The organism is Streptomyces sp. NPDC020597, assembly GCF_044335095.1.
In the GTDB taxonomy this organism is placed as follows: domain Bacteria; phylum Actinomycetota; class Actinomycetes; order Streptomycetales; family Streptomycetaceae; genus Streptomyces.
The window spans coordinates 1-15,327 of record NZ_JBIRUL010000008.1 but is presented as its reverse complement, the minus strand read 5'-3'; the positions used below and the strand labels follow the sequence as shown (position 1 = coordinate 15,327).

General features: G+C 70.3%; 16 protein-coding genes. 15 read left to right on the top strand and 1 reads right to left on the bottom strand.

From position 1 onward, the window contains the following. Positions 1 to 16 precede the first annotated feature (16 nt). Together efp and nusB are read left to right on the top strand one after the other, a co-directional pair. A complete protein-coding gene (gene efp, locus ACH4ZA_RS15905) occupies positions 17 to 583 on the top strand; it encodes an elongation factor P (RefSeq protein ID WP_020117452.1) in 567 nt (188 codons plus the stop codon). Between the two features lie 2 nt (positions 584 to 585). After that, on the top strand, positions 586 to 1,020 hold the full coding sequence (gene nusB / locus ACH4ZA_RS15900; protein WP_398429907.1) for a transcription antitermination factor NusB: 435 nt from the start codon (positions 586 to 588) through the stop codon (positions 1,018 to 1,020). A 226-nt stretch (positions 1,021 to 1,246) separates the two neighbouring features. On the opposite strand, the gene bldD is transcribed toward nusB, so the two are convergent. Further along, positions 1,247 to 1,747 carry a transcriptional regulator BldD gene (bldD, locus tag ACH4ZA_RS15895; protein WP_107444999.1) on the bottom strand — a complete coding sequence of 167 codons (501 nt, stop codon included), beginning with the start codon at positions 1,745 to 1,747 and terminating at the stop codon, positions 1,247 to 1,249. Positions 1,748 to 1,987: 240 nt separating this feature from the next. Between bldD and pyrR the strand changes: the two genes are divergently transcribed. The 13 genes from pyrR to ACH4ZA_RS15830 all read left to right on the top strand — a co-directional run. Next, complete coding sequence (pyrR, locus tag ACH4ZA_RS15890) at positions 1,988 to 2,572, top strand: bifunctional pyr operon transcriptional regulator/uracil phosphoribosyltransferase PyrR (protein ID WP_398429906.1); 585 nt, start codon at positions 1,988 to 1,990, stop codon at positions 2,570 to 2,572. A gap of 97 nt (positions 2,573 to 2,669) precedes the next feature. Then, positions 2,670 to 3,650 (top strand): aspartate carbamoyltransferase catalytic subunit, encoded by a 981-nt coding sequence (locus ACH4ZA_RS15885; RefSeq protein WP_398429904.1) that lies wholly within the window; start codon positions 2,670 to 2,672, stop codon positions 3,648 to 3,650. Positions 3,651 to 3,654: 4 nt separating this feature from the next. Continuing rightward, entirely contained in the window at positions 3,655 to 4,941 is a 1,287-nt protein-coding gene (locus ACH4ZA_RS15880) for a dihydroorotase (RefSeq protein WP_398429903.1), read from the top strand. Beyond that, positions 4,938 to 5,558: a hypothetical protein gene (locus tag ACH4ZA_RS15875; protein WP_398429901.1), complete on the top strand. Its 621-nt coding sequence runs from the start codon at positions 4,938 to 4,940 to the stop codon at positions 5,556 to 5,558. Before ACH4ZA_RS15880 ends, ACH4ZA_RS15875 begins: the two co-directional genes overlap by 4 nt. Further along, positions 5,555 to 6,697: a glutamine-hydrolyzing carbamoyl-phosphate synthase small subunit gene (gene carA / locus ACH4ZA_RS15870; protein ID WP_398429899.1), complete on the top strand. Its 1,143-nt coding sequence runs from the start codon at positions 5,555 to 5,557 to the stop codon at positions 6,695 to 6,697. The genes ACH4ZA_RS15875 and carA overlap by 4 nt, the downstream gene beginning before the upstream one ends. Continuing rightward, positions 6,690 to 9,998: a carbamoyl-phosphate synthase large subunit gene (gene carB, locus ACH4ZA_RS15865; RefSeq protein WP_398429897.1), complete on the top strand. Its 3,309-nt coding sequence runs from the start codon at positions 6,690 to 6,692 to the stop codon at positions 9,996 to 9,998. Before carA ends, carB begins: the two co-directional genes overlap by 8 nt. A gap of 52 nt (positions 9,999 to 10,050) precedes the next feature. Continuing rightward, complete coding sequence (locus ACH4ZA_RS15860; protein ID WP_398429895.1) at positions 10,051 to 11,157, top strand: quinone-dependent dihydroorotate dehydrogenase; 1,107 nt, start codon at positions 10,051 to 10,053, stop codon at positions 11,155 to 11,157. After that, positions 11,154 to 11,996, top strand: coding sequence for an orotidine-5'-phosphate decarboxylase (gene pyrF, locus ACH4ZA_RS15855; protein WP_398429893.1), 843 nt, complete (start codon positions 11,154 to 11,156; stop codon positions 11,994 to 11,996). The genes ACH4ZA_RS15860 and pyrF overlap by 4 nt, the downstream gene beginning before the upstream one ends. Positions 11,997 to 12,286: 290 nt before the next feature. Then, the gene (locus ACH4ZA_RS15850) at positions 12,287 to 12,610 is read left to right on the top strand and encodes an integration host factor (RefSeq protein WP_003977346.1); all 324 of its coding nucleotides are present in this window, start codon (positions 12,287 to 12,289) and stop codon (positions 12,608 to 12,610) included. A 60-nt stretch (positions 12,611 to 12,670) separates the two neighbouring features. Next, positions 12,671 to 13,264 (top strand): guanylate kinase, encoded by a 594-nt coding sequence (gene gmk / locus ACH4ZA_RS15845; protein WP_398429891.1) that lies wholly within the window; start codon positions 12,671 to 12,673, stop codon positions 13,262 to 13,264. Positions 13,265 to 13,316: 52 nt separating this feature from the next. Next, the gene (gene rpoZ, locus ACH4ZA_RS15840) at positions 13,317 to 13,589 is read left to right on the top strand and encodes a DNA-directed RNA polymerase subunit omega (protein WP_003988945.1); all 273 of its coding nucleotides are present in this window, start codon (positions 13,317 to 13,319) and stop codon (positions 13,587 to 13,589) included. Between the two features lie 122 nt (positions 13,590 to 13,711). Beyond that, the gene (gene coaBC / locus ACH4ZA_RS15835) at positions 13,712 to 14,914 is read left to right on the top strand and encodes a bifunctional phosphopantothenoylcysteine decarboxylase/phosphopantothenate--cysteine ligase CoaBC (protein ID WP_398429889.1); all 1,203 of its coding nucleotides are present in this window, start codon (positions 13,712 to 13,714) and stop codon (positions 14,912 to 14,914) included. Positions 14,915 to 15,153: 239 nt separating this feature from the next. Further along, on the top strand, positions 15,154 to 15,327 hold a 174-nt coding region (locus ACH4ZA_RS15830; protein ID WP_391039454.1), incomplete at its 3' end, for an S-adenosylmethionine synthetase N-terminal domain-containing protein.

The window sequence follows — 15,327 nt, the reverse complement described above, 5'->3', positions numbered from 1 at the left end:
AGGAGATTCCGCAACCGTGGCTTCCACGAACGACCTCAAGAACGGCCTGGTGCTCAAGCTGGAAGGCGGGCAGCTCTGGTCCGTCGTCGAGTTCCAGCACGTCAAGCCCGGCAAGGGCCCCGCCTTCGTGCGCACCAAGCTCAAGAACGTGCTTTCCGGCAAGGTCGTCGACAAGACGTTCAACGCCGGCGTCAAGGTCGAGACCGCCACTGTCGACAAGCGCGACATGCAGTTCTCGTACATGGACGGCGAGTACTTCGTCTTCATGGACATGGAGACCTACGACCAGCTCATGGTCGACCGCAAGGCTGTCGGAGACGCGGCCAACTTCCTGATCGAGGGCTTCACGGCCACCGTCGCGCAGCACGAGGGCGAGGTGCTCTTCGTGGAGCTGCCGGCCGCCGTCGAGCTCGTGGTGCAGGAGACCGAGCCGGGCCTGCAGGGCGACCGCTCCACCGGCGGCACCAAGCCCGCCACCCTGGAGACCGGTCATCAGATCCAGGTCCCGCTCTTCATCACCACCGGTGAGAAGATCAAGGTCGACACCCGGACCAGCGACTACCTCGGCCGGGTGAACAGCTAACCGTGGCTGCCCGCAACACGGCCCGCAAGCGCGCCTTCCAGATCCTCTTCGAGGGCGACCAGCGCGGAGTCGACGTCCTGACGGTCCTCGCGGACTGGATCCGGCTCTCCCGGGCCGACACCCGGCAGCCGCCGGTCAGCGAGTACACCATGCAGCTGGTCGAGGGCTACGCGGAGCACACGCGGCGCATCGACGAGCTGATCGCCCAGTACGCGGTCGGCTGGACGCTCGACCGGATGCCGGTCGTCGACCGCAACCTGCTGCGTCTCGGCGCGTACGAGCTCATCTGGGCCGACGAGACCCCGGACGCGGTCGTCCTCGACGAGATGGTGCAGCTGGCGAAGGAGTTCTCCACGGACGAGTCGCCCTCGTTCGTCAACGGTCTGCTCGGCAGGCTGAAGGAGCTCAAGCCGTCGCTGCGCCGGACCGGCGAGTAGCCGACGGCGCAGAGTCCGGCGACCGCGGGCCCCACGGGGCCTGCGGGCCGCCTGGGGCTCGTTGCGCAGTCTCACGCGTCCCTCTCGAGGGCGTACACGCCGGAGGGCCCACAGCGCAGGCTGTGGGCCCTCCGGCGTACCCGGACCGAGTCGGGCGGCCGGAACCATCCGATTCCGGCCAACCCGGCGGCACGTTTCTGCAGAGCTCTGTGGGCCCGCTGGGGCCTCAGCCCTCCTCGTGGGCGACCGCGCGCCGGGCGTCCGCGTCCAGCACGCCCCAGTTGATCAGCTGCTCGGTGAGGACCGAGGGCGACTGGTCGTAGATGACGGCGAGGGTGCGCAGGTCGTCCTGGCGGATAGACAGCACCTTGCCGTTGTAGTCGCCGCGCTGGGACTGGATCGTGGCCGCGTACCGCTGCAGCGGGCCGGCCTTCTCGACCGGCACGTGGGCCAGCCGCTCCAGGTCCAGGACCAGCTTCGGCGGGGGCTCGGCCGCCCCGCCCGGGGTGGTGCCCGGCAGCAGTTCCTGCACGGGGACGCCGTAGAAGTCCGCCAGCTCGGCAAGACGCTGCACGGTCACGGCGCGGTCGCCGCGCTCGTACGATCCGACCACGACCGCCTTCCAGCGTCCCTGGGACTTCTCCTCGACCCCGTGGAGGGAAAGGCCCTGCTGGGTGCGGATGGCCCGGAGCTTGGCCCCGAGCTGCTTGGCGTATTCGCTGGACATATAGCTCCCGGCAATGGGTCGACGCGGCACGAACCGCGTGCTGGTAACTCACTGTGAGGTTACGCAGCGTGATTCTTCTGCGTCAAGCCGAATGGTCCACACCGACTCTTCCGTGGTATCGATGGCCGATTGGGCCAGGGGGGTGATCAGGGGCGCCCCTCGGGCCTGGTAGCGTGGTTGGCGCAAATCCGACGTCCTTTAAGGTCCGTCCCGTGAGGCGGAGAAGGAGGTCCGTTTCGTATGGACAAGCAGGACACCCAGCAGGACCCGCGGCAAACCGATGCCCGGCCCGTACTCGAGGCCCCCGACATCGCGCGCGTGCTGACCCGCATCGCCCACGAGATCGTCGAACGCGCCAAGGGCGCCGACGACGTGGTGCTGCTCGGCATTCCGACCCGCGGCGTCTTCCTCGCCCGGCGGCTCGCCGACAAGCTCGAGCAGATCACCGACCGCAAGGTTCCGGTCGGCTCCCTCGACATCACCATGTACCGCGACGACCTGCGCATGCACCCGCCGCGTGCGCTGGCCCGCACCGAGATCCCCGGTGACGGCCTGGACGGCAGGCTGGTCGTCCTCGTCGACGACGTGCTCTTCTCCGGCCGCACCATCCGCGCCGCCCTCGACGCGCTGAACGACCTCGGACGCCCGCGCGCGGTCCAGCTCGCGGTCCTCGTCGACCGCGGCCACCGGGAACTGCCCATCCGCGCCGACTACGTCGGCAAGAACCTCCCCACGTCGTTGCGGGAGACGGTCAAGGTCCTGCTCGCCGAGGAGGACGGTCGCGACACCGTGCTGCTCGGTGTAAAGCAGACCGCCCAGCAGTAGCACGCGCGCGTGCGGCCCCGTCGCCGCGCGCCGCGCCGTCGTGCCCCTGCACGCCCGTGATCTCCCCATGTCTGAACTGCCTTACGGAGCCTGACAGATGCAGCGTCATCTCATCTCGGCCGCCGACCTCACCCGCGACGACGCCGTCCTGATCCTCGACACCGCCGAGGAGATGGCCCGGGTCGCCGACCGGCCCATCAAGAAACTGCCCACCCTGCGCGGCCGCACCATCGTCAACCTCTTCTTCGAGGACTCCACGCGCACGCGCATCTCCTTCGAGGCCGCCGAGAAGCGCCTCTCCGCGGACGTCATCAACTTCTCCGCCAAGGGGTCGAGCGTCTCCAAGGGCGAGTCCCTGAAGGACACCGCGCAGACCCTGGAGGCCATGGGCGTCGACGCGGTCGTCATCCGGCACGGCGCCTCAGGGGCGCCCTACCGCCTGGCCACGTCCGGCTGGATCGACGCCGTCGTCGTCAACGCGGGCGACGGCACCCACCAGCACCCCACCCAGGCCCTCCTGGACGCCTTCACCATGCGCCGCCGACTGGTCGGCCGGGACGCCGGACTCGGCCGGGACCTCTCCGGCAAGCGCATCACGCTCGTCGGCGACGTGCTGCACAGCCGGGTCGCCCGCTCCAACGTCGACCTGCTGCACACGCTCGGGGCCGAGGTCACCCTCGTCGCCCCGCCCACCCTGGTGCCGGTCGGCATCGAGACCTGGCCCTGCGAGGTGTCCTACGACCTCGACAGCACGCTGCCCAAGTCCGACGCCGTGATGATGCTGCGCGTGCAGCGCGAGCGGATGAACGCCGCGTTCTTCCCGACCGAGCGCGAGTACTCGCGGCGCTACGGCCTCGACGGCGACCGGATGGCGCGGATGCCCGAGCACGCGATCGTCATGCACCCCGGCCCGATGGTCCGCGGCATGGAGATCACCGCCGAGGTCGCCGACTCCGAGCGCTGCACCGTCGTCGAACAGGTCGCCAACGGCGTGTCCATCCGGATGGCCGTCCTCTACCTGCTCCTGGGCGGCAACGAACCCGCCGTCAGCCACGCCCGTACCACCGAGGAGAAGTAAGTCCATGAGCAAGATCCTGATCCGTGGTGCGAAGGTGCTCGGCGGCGAGCAGCAGGACGTCCTGATCGACGGCTCCACGATCGCCGAGGTGGGCACGGCCCTGAGCGCCGAGGGCGCCGAGGTCGTCGAAGCCGCCGGCAAGGTGCTGCTGCCGGGCCTGGTCGACCTGCACACCCATCTGCGCGAGCCGGGCCGCGAGGACTCCGAGACGGTGCTGACCGGCACCCGCGCGGCCGCTTCCGGCGGCTACACGGCCGTCTTCGCCATGGCCAACACCTTCCCGGTCGCCGACACCGCCGGCGTGGTCGAGCAGGTCTACCGGCTCGGGCAGGAGCACGGCTACTGCGACGTCCAGCCCATCGGCGCCGTCACCGTCGGCCTGGAGGGCAGGAAGCTCGCCGAGCTGGGCGCCATGCACGAGTCGGCCGCCGGCGTCACCGTCTTCTCCGACGACGGCAAGTGCGTCGACGACGCCGTGATCATGCGCCGGGCCCTGGAGTACGTGAAGGCCTTCGGCGGGGTGGTCGCCCAGCACGCGCAGGAGCCGCGGCTGACCGAGGGCGCCCAGATGAACGAGGGCGTCGTCTCCGCCGAGCTGGGGCTGGGCGGCTGGCCCGCGGTCGCCGAGGAGTCGATCATCGCCCGGGACGTCCTGCTCGCCGAGCACGTCGGCTCCCGCGTCCACATCTGCCACCTCTCCACCGCCGGCTCGGTCGAGATCGTCCGCTGGGCCAAGTCCCGCGGCATCGACGTCACCGCCGAGGTGACCCCGCACCACCTCCTCCTCACGGACGAGCTGGTCCGTTCCTACAACCCGGTCTACAAGGTGAACCCGCCGCTGCGCACCGAGAAGGACGTGCTGGCCCTGCGGGAGGCGCTCGCCGACGGCACCATCGACATCGTCGCCACCGACCACGCCCCGCACCCGCACGAGGACAAGGACTGCGAGTGGGCCGCGGCCGCCATGGGCATGGTCGGCCTGGAGACCGCGTTGTCGGTGGTCCAGGAGACGATGGTGGAGACGGGCCTGCTGGACTGGGCCGGGGTCGCGAGCCGGATGTCCTTCCGGCCCGCCGCCATCGGGCGGGCCAAGGGCCACGGCCGTCCCGTCTCGGCAGGTGAGCCCGCCAACCTCACGCTCGTCGACACGCAATACCGTGGGTCCGTGGACCCCGCGGGCTTCGCCTCGCGCAGCCGGAACACCCCGTACCAGGGTCGTGAGCTGCCGGGCCGTGTCACGCACACGTGGCTCCGGGGCAAGGCCACGCTCGTCGACGGGAAGCTCACGTGACATCTGCACTACTGCTCGCGGCCGAGAAGGAATCGGCCCAAGTGACCGACTGGGCCGCCCGGGCCGGCTGGGTGGTCGGCCTCGGACTGTTCGTCGCGCTCGTGTACTGGCTGATGCGCGAGGGCTGGAAGTGGCGCGGCACGCTCCAGGGCGACATCCCCGAGCTGCCCGTCCGCCCGTCGCCCGCCGCCACCGTCGACGGAGGCGGCACGCCGCCGCTGCCTGGAATGCCGGACGCCCTCGGCCCGGCGAGACTGAGCATGAGCGGCCGCTACCACGGCTCCACCACCGCCGGGCAGTGGCTCGACCGCATCGTGGCGCACGGCCTGGGCGCGCGCAGCCGGGTCGAGCTCACCCTGACGGACGCGGGACTCGACGTCGTACGACCGGGCGCGAACGACTTCTTCATCCCGGCCGACGCGCTGCGCGAGGCCCTGCTCGGCAAGGGCATCGCCGGCAAGGTCCTCACCGAGGGCGGACTGCTCGTGGTGACGTGGGCGCACGGCGACAGGCTGATCGACTCCGGCTTCCGCTCGGACCACGCGGCCGAGCACGCCGCCTGGGTCGACGCCATCAACTCCATGATCAAGAACAACACGACGGAAGGCGCACGATGACGACCTCCACCAGGGGAGCCGCCAGGACTCCCGCCGTACTCGTCCTGGAGGACGGCCGCATCTTCCGCGGCCGCGCCTACGGGGCCGTGGGGGAGACCTTCGGCGAAGCGGTGTTCTCCACCGGCATGACCGGCTACCAGGAGACCCTGACCGACCCGTCGTACGACCGCCAGATCGTCGTCGCGACCGCCCCCCAGATCGGCAACACCGGCTGGAACGACGAGGACGACGAGTCCGGCCGCATCTGGGTCTCCGGCTACGTCGTGCGCGACCCCGCGCGCGTGCCCTCCAACTGGCGCGCCAGGCGCTCCCTGGACGACGAGCTCGTCGCCCAGGGGATCGTCGGGATCTGCGGCATCGACACCCGCGCCCTCACCCGCCACCTGCGCGAGGGCGGCTCGATGCGGGCCGGCGTCTTCTCCGGCGAGGCGATCGCCCCGGACGCCGAGCTCCTCGCGCGCGTGCAGGCCCAGCCGCACATGAAGGGCGCGAGCCTGTACGAGGAGGTCGCCACCAAGGAGGCCTATGTGGTGCCCGCGGTCGGCGAGAAGCGGTTCACCGTGGCCGCCATCGACCTCGGCATCAAGGGCATGACCCCGCACCGCATGGCCGAGCGCGGCATCGAGGTCCACGTGCTGCCCGCGACGGCCTCGGCCGACGAGGTGTACGCCGTGAACCCCGACGGCGTGTTCTTCTCCAACGGCCCGGGCGACCCGGCCACCGCCGACGGCCCCGTCGCGCTGATGACCGAGGTCCTCGAACGCCGGACGCCGCTGTTCGGCATCTGCTTCGGCAACCAGATCCTCGGCCGCGCCCTCGGCTTCGGCACCTACAAGCTGAAGTACGGCCACCGCGGCATCAACCAGCCGGTCCAGGACCGCACGACCGGCAAGGTCGAGGTCACCGCGCACAACCACGGCTTCGCCGTGGACGCGCCGCTCGACAAGGTCAGCGAGACGAAGTTCGGCCGAGCCGAGGTCTCGCACGTCTGCCTCAACGACGACGTCGTGGAGGGGCTGCAGCTGCTCGACCAGCCGGCCTTCTCCGTCCAGTACCACCCCGAAGCGGCAGCGGGCCCGCACGACGCCGCCTACCTGTTCGACCGCTTCGTATCCCTGATGGAGGGCCAGCGTGCCTAAGCGCACCGATATCCAGTCCGTCCTGGTCATCGGCTCCGGCCCGATCGTCATCGGCCAGGCCGCCGAGTTCGACTACTCCGGCACCCAGGCGTGCCGCATCCTGCGCGCCGAGGGCCTCAGGGTGATCCTGGTCAACTCCAACCCGGCGACGATCATGACCGACCCGGAGATCGCCGACGCCACCTACGTCGAGCCGATCACCCCCGAGTACGTCGAGAAGATCATCGCCAAGGAACGCCCGGACGTCCTGCTGCCGACGCTCGGCGGCCAGACGGCCCTCAACACCGCGATCTCCATGCACGAGCAGGGTGTGCTGGAGAAGTACGGCGTCGAGCTGATCGGCGCCAACGTCGAGGCGATCAACAAGGGCGAGGACCGCGACCTCTTCAAGGGCGTCGTCGAGGCCGTCCGCCAGAAGATCGGGCACGGCGAGTCCGCCCGGTCCGTGATCTGCCACTCCATGGACGACGTGATCGCGGGCGTGGAGACGCTCGGCGGCTACCCCGTCGTCGTCCGCCCCTCCTTCACCATGGGCGGCGCCGGTTCCGGCTTCGCCCACGACGAGGAGGAGCTGCGCCGCATCGCCGGCCAGGGCCTGACGCTCTCCCCGACCACCGAGGTGCTCCTGGAGGAGTCCATCCTCGGCTGGAAGGAGTACGAGCTGGAGCTGATGCGCGACAAGAACGACAACGTCGTGGTCGTCTGCTCCATCGAGAACTTCGACCCCATGGGCGTCCACACCGGTGACTCGATCACCGTCGCGCCCGCGATGACGCTGACCGACCGCGAATACCAGCGCCTGCGCGACATCGGCATCGCGATCATCCGCGAGGTCGGCGTCGACACCGGCGGCTGCAACATCCAGTTCGCGGTCAACCCCGTCGACGGCCGCATCATCGTCATCGAGATGAACCCGCGCGTGTCGCGTTCGTCGGCCCTGGCCTCGAAGGCGACCGGGTTCCCGATCGCCAAGATCGCGGCCAAGCTCGCCGTCGGCTACACCCTCGACGAGATCCCCAACGACATCACACAGGAGACCCCGGCCTCCTTCGAGCCGACGCTCGACTACGTGGTCGTCAAGGCCCCGCGGTTCGCCTTCGAGAAGTTCCCGTCCGCCGACTCCACCCTCACGACCACCATGAAGTCGGTCGGCGAGGCCATGGCCATCGGCCGCAACTTCACCGAGGCCTTCCAGAAGGCGCTGCGCTCGCTGGAGAAGAAGGGCAGCCAGTTCACGTTCGTCGGCGAGCCCGGTGACAAGGACGAGCTGCTGCGGGAGGCCGTGCGGCCCACCGACGGCCGGATCAACACCGTCATGCAGGCCGTACGCGCGGGCGCCACGCCCGAGGAGGTCTTCGAGTTCACGAAGATCGACCCCTGGTTCGTCGACCAGCTCTTCCTCATCAAGGAGATCGCCGACGAGCTGGCCGCGGCCGACCGCCTGGAGGCCGGCCTGCTCGCCGAGGCCAAGCGGCACGGCTTCTCCGACCAGCAGATCGCCGAGATCCGCGGGCTGCGCGAGGACGTCGTCCGCGAGGTCCGGCACGCCCTGGGCGTCCGGCCCGTCTACAAGACGGTCGACACCTGCGCCGCCGAGTTCGCCGCGAAGACGCCGTACTTCTACTCCTCCTACGACGAGGAGACCGAGGTCGCACGCCGCGAGAAGCCCGCGGTGATCATCCTGGGCTCCGGCCCGAACCGCATCGGCCAGGGCATCGAGTTCGACTACTCCTGCGTCCACGCCTCCTTCGCGCTGTCCGACGCCGGGTACGAGACCGTGATGGTCAACTGCAACCCGGAGACGGTCTCCACCGACTACGACACCTCCGACCGCCTGTACTTCGAGCCGCTGACGCTCGAGGACGTGCTGGAGATCGTCCACGCGGAGGCGCAGGCCGGTCCCATCGCCGGTGTCGTCGTGCAGCTCGGCGGCCAGACCCCGCTGGGGCTGGCGCAGGCCCTCAAGGACAACGGCGTGCCCATCGTGGGCACCTCCCCGGAGGCCATCCACGCGGCCGAGGACCGGGGCGCCTTCGGACGCGTGCTCGCCGAGGCCGGCCTGCCTGCCCCCAAGCACGGCACCGCCACCACCTTCGCCGAGGCCAAGGCCATCGCGGACGAGATCGGCTACCCGGTCCTCGTCCGGCCCTCGTACGTGCTCGGCGGCCGCGGCATGGAGATCGTCTACGACGAGACCCGCCTGTCCTCCTACATCGCCGAGTCGACCGAGATCAGCCCCACCCGGCCAGTCCTCGTCGACCGCTTCCTCGACGACGCCATCGAGATCGACGTCGACGCGCTGTACGACGGCGACGAGCTGTACCTCGGCGGCGTGATGGAGCACATCGAGGAGGCCGGCATCCACTCCGGCGACTCGGCGTGCGCCCTGCCTCCCATCACCCTGGGCGGCTTCGACATCAAGCGCCTGCGGGCCTCCACCGAGGCGATCGCCAAGGGCGTCGGCGTGCGCGGCCTGATCAACATCCAGTTCGCGATGGCCGGCGACATCCTCTACGTCCTCGAGGCGAACCCCCGCGCGTCCCGTACGGTCCCCTTCACCTCGAAGGCGACCGCGGTACCGCTGGCCAAGGCCGCCGCCCGCATCTCGCTCGGCGCGACCATCGCCGAGCTGCGCGCCGAGGGGCTGCTCCCGGCGACCGGCGACGGCGGCGAGCTGCCGCTGGACGCGCCGATCTCCGTCAAGGAGGCCGTGATGCCGTGGACCCGCTTCCGGGACACCTCCGGCCGGGGCGTCGACACCGTCCTCGGCCCGGAGATGCGTTCCACCGGCGAGGTCATGGGCATCGACTCCGTCTTCGGCACGGCGTACGCCAAGTCGCAGGCGGCCGCGTACGGCCCGCTGCCCACCAAGGGCCGCGCGTTCATCTCGGTTGCCAACCGGGACAAGCGCTCGATGATCTTCCCCGCGCGTGAGCTGGTGGCCCACGGTTTCGAACTGCTCGCCACCTCCGGCACGGCCGAGGTCCTCAAGCGCAACGGCATCAACGCCACCGTGGTGCGCAAGCAGTCCGAGGGCGCCGGCCCGAACGGCGAGAAGACGATCGTCCAGCACATCCACGACGGTGACGTCGACCTCATCGTGAACACCCCGTACGGCACCGGCGGCCGGCTCGACGGCTACGAGATCCGTACGGCGGCCGTGGCGCGGTCGGTGCCGTGCCTGACGACGGTGCAGGCGCTGGCCGCCGCCGTCCAGGGCATCGACGCCCTCAACCGGGGCGAGGTGGGCGTCCGCTCGCTCCAGGAACACGCCGAACACCTGACCGCGGCTCGCGACTAGCAGCTGAAGAGGGGGACACCGGAAACGGTGTCCCCCTCTTCATGAGGGAACCATGTACAAGATCTTCTTCAAGCTCCTCTTCCAGCGGATGGACCCCGAGCAGGCCCACTGCCTGGCCTTTGGCTGGATCCGCCTCGCCGTGCGCGTTCCCGTGCTGCGCACGTTCGTGGCCGCCGCGCTCGCCCCCCGCTACAAGGAGCTGCGCACGGAGGCCTTCGGGCTGCGCATGCACGGCCCGTTCGGGCTCGCGGCCGGCTTCGACAAGAACGCCGTCGCGATCGACGGCATGGCGATGCTCGGCTTCGACCACGTCGAGATCGGCACGGTCACCGGCGAGCCGCAGCCCGGAAACCCCAGGAAGCGGCTGTTCCGGCTGGTCGGGGACCGGGCGCTGATCAACCGCATGGGCTTCAACAACGACGGTTCGCTGGCGGTCGCCGCCCGTCTCGCCTCCCGGACGCCCGTCTTCAAGCCCGTGGTCGGCGTCAACATCGGCAAGACCAAGGTCGTGCCGGAGGAGGAGGCCGTCGCCGACTACGTGAAGTCGGCCGAGCGGCTCGCGCCGTACGCCGACTACCTGGTCGTCAACGTGTCCTCGCCGAACACGCCGGGGCTGCGGAACCTGCAGGCCACCGAGGCGCTGCGACCGCTGCTGAGCGCCGTGCGCGAGGCCGCCGACCGTGCCGTCGTCTCGCGCCGCGTCCCGCTGCTGGTGAAGATCGCCCCCGACCTCGCCGACGAGGACGTCGACGCGGTCGCCGACCTCGCCGTGGAGCTCGGTCTGGACGGGATCATCGCCACGAACACCACCATCGCCCGCGAGGGCCTCGGCCTGACGTCCGAGCCCTCCGTGGTGAAGGAGACCGGCGGGCTGTCCGGAGCGCCCGTCAAGGCCCGGTCCCTCGAGGTGCTGCGTCGCCTCTACGCGCGCGTGGGCGACCGCGTGACCCTGGTCGGCGTCGGCGGTGTGGAGAACGCCGAGGACGCCTGGCAGCGCATCCTGGCCGGCGCGACCCTGGTGCAGGGGTACAGCGCCTTCGTCTACGAAGGGCCCTTCTGGGGCCGGGCCATCCACAAGGGACTCGCCGCCCGTCTGCGGACGAGCCCCTACGCCACCCTCGCCGACGCGGTCGGCGCCGACGTGAGGAAGACGGCATGACGAGCGAGCCCTTCGGCGCGCGGCTGCGGCGGGCCATGGACGAACGCGGTCCGCTGTGCGTCGGCATCGACCCGCACGCTTCCCTGCTCGCCGAGTGGGGTCTGAACGACGACGTCGCGGGTCTGGAGCGGTTCAGCCGCACGGTCGTGGAGGCGACGGCCGACCGGGTCGCCCTGCTGAAGCCGCAGAGCGCCTTCTTCGAGCGGTTCGGCTCGCGCGGGGTGGCCGTCCTGGAGAAGGCGGTGCAGGAGGCGAGGGCGGCGGGCGCCCTGGTCGTGATGGACGCCAAGCGGGGCGACATCGGCTCGACCATGGCGGCGTACGCCGAGTCGTTCCTGCACAAGGACGCGCCGCTGTTCTCCGACGCCCTCACCGTCTCCCCCTACCTCGGCTACGGATCGCTGTCGCCGGCGGTGGCGCTGGCCCGGGAGAGCGGCGCCGGTCTGTTCGTCCTGGCGCTGACGTCCAACCCGGAGGGCGGCGAGGTCCAGCACGCGGTGCGGCCCGACGGGCGGGACGTGGGCGCGACGATGCTGGCGCACCTGGCCGCCGAGAACGTGGGGGAGGAACCCCTGGGCTCCTTCGGCGCGGTCGTCGGGGCCACGCTGGGCGACCTCTCGACGTACGACCTGGACATCAACGGTCCGCTCCTCGCGCCCGGGGTGGGCGCCCAGGGGGCGACGCCGGCCGATCTTCCCCGGGTCTTCGGGTCCGCGGTGCGCAACGTCGTCCCGAACGTGAGCCGGGGCGTGTTGCGTCACGGTCCCGACGTCGTCGCTCTGCGTGACGCCGTGGAGCGGTTCGCGTACGAGGTCCGGGCCGCCGTGACCGCCGCCTGACCTCCGCCGGAGCGGCGCCGGCCGCCCGACCGGGGGTTCGGTGGGGCGGCTCGGGGGCGACTTGAGCCTGGATACATTCTCAAATCAGGGGCATTATGTCGTAAATGTCCGGCCCTGCGGAGGCTGACCAGGACTTTTCCTCTGTTCTCGCTGACTCTGGCGGAGTTGGCCGCTAGTCTCCGACGGAGAGTGAACGGGCAGAGCGTGTTGCTCGTATCTCACCAGGTGTGGGGCCGCTAGGTTCCTCACCGGTCCGTATCCGACAGTTCGACATCCGAGGTGACGTAGGCGTGGCTCTTCCGCCCCTTACCCCCGAACAGCGCGCAGCCGCGCTCGAAAAGGCCGCCGCGGCTCGCCGGGAGCGGGCCGAGGTCAAGAATCGACTGAAGCACTCCGGCGCCTCCCTTCACGAGGTCATCAAGCAGGGTCAGGAAAACGACGTCATCGGCAAGATGAAGGTCTCCGCCCTCCTGGAGTCGCTCCCGGGCGTGGGCAAAGTCCGCGCCAAGCAGATCATGGAGCGGCTCGGCATCTCCGAGAGCCGTCGCGTGCGCGGCCTCGGCTCCAACCAGATCGCATCCCTGGAGCGTGAGTTCGGCAGCACCGGCTCCTGATCCCGGGGTCCTGCCGGAAGGGAGTCCCGGGCACTCCGGGATTGCTGGAATAATCGCTGCATGGCAGTAAACCTCCGGGGGACGACCCCCGAACCCCCGGACGCACGTCCGCGGCTGACCGTGCTCTCCGGCCCCTCCGGGGTCGGTAAGAGCACGGTCGTCGCTCATATGCGCAAAGAACACCCCGAGGTCTGGCTCTCGGTGTCGGCGACGACGCGTAAGCCCCGGCCCGGCGAACGGCACGGCGTCCACTATTTCTTCGTCACCGACGACGAGATGGACAAGCTGATCGCCAACGGCGAGCTGCTGGAGTGGGCCGAGTTCGCCGGCAACCGCTACGGAACTCCGCGCGCCGCCGTGCTGGAGCGCCTGGAGTCGGGCGAGCCGGTGCTCCTGGAGATCGACCTCCAGGGCGCCCGGCAGGTCCGTGAGTCCATGTCCGAGGCCCGGCTGGTGTTCCTGGCCCCTCCCTCGTGGGACGAGCTGGTGCGCAGGCTCACCGGGCGGGGCACCGAACCGCCCGAGGTGATCGAGCGCCGCCTGGAGGCGGCGAAGGTCGAACTCGCGGCCGAGCCGGAGTTCGACGTCACCCTGGTCAACACCTCCGTCGAGGACGTGGCACGCGAGCTGCTAGCCTTGATGGATGTTGTGTGATCACGAATCTGTGATCATGACCTATTTTTTCCCATCCATCGGAAGGTAGAGCGTGTCCTCTTCCATCTCCGCGCCCGAGGGCATCATCAACCCGCCGATCGACGAGCTCCTCGAGGCCACCGACTCGAAGTACAGCCTCGTGATCTACGCGGCCAAGCGGGCGCGTCAGATCAACGCGTACTACTCGCAGCTCGGCGAGGGCCTCCTCGAGTACGTCGGTCCGCTCGTCGACACCCACGTCCACGAGAAGCCGCTGTCGATCGCCCTGCGCGAGATCAACGCCGGTCTGCTGACGTCCGAGGCCGTCGAGGGCCCCGCGCAGTAGTATTTTCGGCTCACCGTGGGTTTTTCCACAGGCCCGGCAGCGCGACTGCCGGGCCTGTGGTGTGTGATGGACCCGTACGCCGGGAGCCGCGGCGTACGCGCGCCGAGGTCCGGGGAGAAGCGGTGGACAAGCCGAAGGTCGTTCTGGGGGTCAGCGGCGGCATCGCCGCCTACAAGGCCTGCGAGCTGCTGCGCAGACTGACCGAGTCGGGACATGACGTGCGTGTCGTGCCCACCGCGTCCGCACTGCACTTCGTCGGCGCCGCCACCTGGTCCGCCCTCTCCGGCCACCCCGTCTCCACGGAGGTCTGGGACGACGTCCACGAGGTCCCGCACGTCCGCATCGGCCAGCACGCCGATCTGGTGGTCGTCGCTCCCGCCACGGCGGACATGCTCGCCAAGGCCGCCCACGGCCTGGCCGACGACCTCCTCACCAACACGCTCCTCACCGCCCGATGTCCGGTCGTCTTCGCCCCCGCGATGCACACCGAGATGTGGGAGCACCCGGCCACCCAGGAGAACGTGGCCACGCTCCGCCGCCGGGGTGCCCTGGTGATCGAGCCCGCCGTCGGGCGTCTCACCGGCGTCGACACCGGCAAGGGCCGGCTGCCCGACCCGGCGGAGATCTTCGAGGTGTGCCGCCGCGTCCTGGCCAGAGGCGTGCGGGAACCCGACCTGGCCGGCCGGCACGTCGTGATCAGTGCCGGCGGCACCCGGGAGCCCCTCGACCCGGTCCGCTTCCTCGGCAACCGCTCCTCCGGCAAGCAGGGGTACGCCCTGGCCCGCACCGCCGCCGCCCGCGGCGCCCGCGTCACGCTCATAGCGGCCAACACCGGTCTGCCCGACCCCGCGGGGGTCGACGTGGTCGCGGTCGGCACGGCCGTACAGCTGCGCGAGGCGGTCCTGAAGGCCGCGGGCGACGCCGACGCGGTCGTCATGGCCGCCGCGGTGGCCGACTTCCGGCCGCAGACCTACGCCTCAGGCAAGATCAAGAAGAAGGACGGCGAGGAGCCCGCCCCCGTCGTCCTGGTGCGAAATCCGGACATCCTCGCGGAGCTGTCCGCCGACCGGGCGCGCCCCAACCAGGTGGTTGTCGGCTTCGCCGCAGAGACCGACGACGTGCTGGCGAACGGCCGCACGAAGCTGCGGCGCAAGGGCTGTGACCTCCTCGTGGTGAACGAGGTCGGGGAGCGCAGGACGTTCGGCTCCGAGGAGAACGAGGCCGTCGTGCTGGGGGCCGACGGCAGTGAAACCCCCGTGGCCCACGGCCCGAAGGAGGCCCTCGCCGACATCGTGTGGGACCTGGTGGCGGAGCGCCTGGGCTGACCGCCCGGCACGGTCCCGATCACGACCGGCCCGGCCGGATTCGGGTCCGCGTCCCCTGGCCAAGGGCGGCGGGCATTCGGCAGAATGCCCGTGCCGCAGGTCACAGCGCTCCCGAGAGGCGAGACGGGTGGGCCCGTGGCGGGGCACGACCGATAAACTGTTCTCGGACGACGCCGGGCGCAGCTCCTGTCGCGTCCGCCAATGATCAGCCAGCAGCCGCTGCAACCCCAGGGAGCGTTGTGTCCCGTCGCCTGTTCACTTCGGAGTCTGTGACCGAGGGTCACCCCGACAAGATCGCTGACCAGATCAGCGACACCATCCTCGACGCCCTGCTGCGTGAGGACCCGGCATCCCGGGTCGCCGTCGAGACCCTGATCACGACCGGTCTGGTGCACGTGGCCGGCGAGGTCACC

Excerpts from the sequence above, each read along its gene's own strand:
- bldD (WP_107444999.1), bottom strand. The coding sequence starts at position 1,747 with ATGTCCAGCGAATACGCCAAGCAGCTCGGGGCCAAGCTCCGGGCCATC.
- pyrR (WP_398429906.1), top strand. The coding sequence starts at position 1,988 with ATGGACAAGCAGGACACCCAGCAGGACCCGCGGCAAACCGATGCCCGG.
- ACH4ZA_RS15885 (WP_398429904.1), top strand. The coding sequence starts at position 2,670 with ATGCAGCGTCATCTCATCTCGGCCGCCGACCTCACCCGCGACGACGCC.
- ACH4ZA_RS15880 (WP_398429903.1), top strand. The coding sequence starts at position 3,655 with ATGAGCAAGATCCTGATCCGTGGTGCGAAGGTGCTCGGCGGCGAGCAG.
- carA (WP_398429899.1), top strand. The coding sequence starts at position 5,555 with ATGACGACCTCCACCAGGGGAGCCGCCAGGACTCCCGCCGTACTCGTC.
- ACH4ZA_RS15860 (WP_398429895.1), top strand. The coding sequence starts at position 10,051 with ATGTACAAGATCTTCTTCAAGCTCCTCTTCCAGCGGATGGACCCCGAG.
- pyrF (WP_398429893.1), top strand. The coding sequence starts at position 11,154 with ATGACGAGCGAGCCCTTCGGCGCGCGGCTGCGGCGGGCCATGGACGAA.
- gmk (WP_398429891.1), top strand. The coding sequence starts at position 12,671 with ATGGCAGTAAACCTCCGGGGGACGACCCCCGAACCCCCGGACGCACGT.